We start from the raw sequence: 217 nt of genomic DNA, 5'->3' as shown, positions 1-217 counted from the left end.
GTATGATTATTCTGGTGTGAATTATTTCCCGGGAAATTCAGAATGTGGTTTCTCGGTTTTGCTCTTCCGAAAATGGGAAGGCGTACAGCCTTTCAGCTCGATAAATTTGCAAAGGAAATAATCCACATCTTTATAGCCCACATCTTCGGCAATGCGGCCGATCTGCTTGTTTGTGTACAATAGCTGGCGGCACGCTTCGTTAATACGGTAAGAACAC

At 43.8% G+C, this 217-nt stretch carries 1 protein-coding gene; it reads right to left on the bottom strand.

The genetic code is table 11. From position 1 onward, the window contains the following. Positions 1–21: 21 nt before the first annotated feature. The coding region (locus H6B10_RS17535) for a helix-turn-helix domain-containing protein (RefSeq protein ID WP_204652570.1) at positions 22–217 on the bottom strand (196 nt) is incomplete at its 5' end.

The sequence above is a fragment of the Gemmiger formicilis genome (genome assembly GCF_016901605.1).
GTDB lineage: Bacteria > Bacillota > Clostridia > Oscillospirales > Ruminococcaceae > Gemmiger > Gemmiger formicilis_B.
This window is presented reverse-complemented; position numbering and strand designations above follow the sequence as displayed.